Source organism: Bradyrhizobium sp. UFLA05-89 (assembly GCF_059803475.1).
The window spans coordinates 1-1,017 of the sequence record NZ_JBANBA010000279.1 but is presented as its reverse complement, the minus strand read 5'-3'; the positions used below and the strand labels follow the sequence as shown (position 1 = coordinate 1,017).

Genomic DNA, 1,017 nt, shown 5'->3' with positions numbered 1-1,017 from the left:
GCACGCTCGGCCTGAGCGCGCGCCACCTCGCCTATGTGATCTACACCTCGGGATCATCAGGCACTCCCAAGGGCGTCATGGTCGAACATGCTCAAATCGTGCGCTTGTTCGAGGCAACCGAGAGCTGTTATCGTTTCACGGAACATGACGTATGGTGCCTGTTCCATTCCATCTCGTTCGACTTCTCTGTTTGGGAGTTGTGGGGCGCGCTCCGCTATGGCGGCCGTTTAATTCTTGTGCCGAGCGATACTGCTCTCTCCGCTCCTGACTTCCATGATGTCATCTGCAAGTCCGGCGTCACAGTTCTGAACCAGACCCCCTCGGCTTTTAAAGCTCTCATGGATCTGGAGCAGAGCAGCGTTCGAAACCGCCTTCGCTATGTGATTTTCGGTGGGGAGGCTCTGGAGCCATCGATTCTGAAGCCGTGGTATGCAAGGCATTCAGATCGCGCCCCACAACTGATCAACATGTACGGCACCACGGAAACGACCGTGCATGTCACCTATCGGCCTCTTGATCAGTCTGACACCGCCGCCTCGGGCAGTCTAATTGGAAAGCGCATCTCCGATCTTCGAGTCTACCTACTGGACGGTGATGGCGCGCCTGTTCCGTTCGGGGCGGTGGGTGAGCTTTACATCGGCGGGGCGGGAGTGGCGCGCGGCTATCTGAACCGGCCGGAGCTGACGGCGGAGCGGTTCATCGCCAGTCCCTTCGTCGACGGCGACCGGCTGTACCGCACTGGCGACCTGGCGCGCTATCTGCCGGACGGCAATCTGGAGTTTCTGGGCCGCAACGACGAGCAGGTGAAGATCCGCGGCTTCCGCATCGAGCCCGGCGAGATCGCCGCGCGGCTCGCCGAGCACCCGTTGGTGCGCGAGGCGGTGGTGGCGGCGCACCAGGATGGGACGGGCGAGCCGCGACTCGTTGCGTATCTCGTGGCGGCGGCCGAGCATGCGCTCGAAGCTGAGAAGCCTGACCTGGCCGGCGCCTTGCGCGCGCACCTAAGTGCGCGGCTGC

The 1,017-nt window shown here is 62.3% G+C and carries 1 protein-coding gene; it reads left to right on the top strand.

Translation table 11 applies throughout. From position 1 onward, the window contains the following. The coding region (locus SO139_RS46255; RefSeq protein ID WP_498542162.1) for an amino acid adenylation domain-containing protein at positions 1-1,017 on the top strand (1,017 nt) is incomplete at both ends.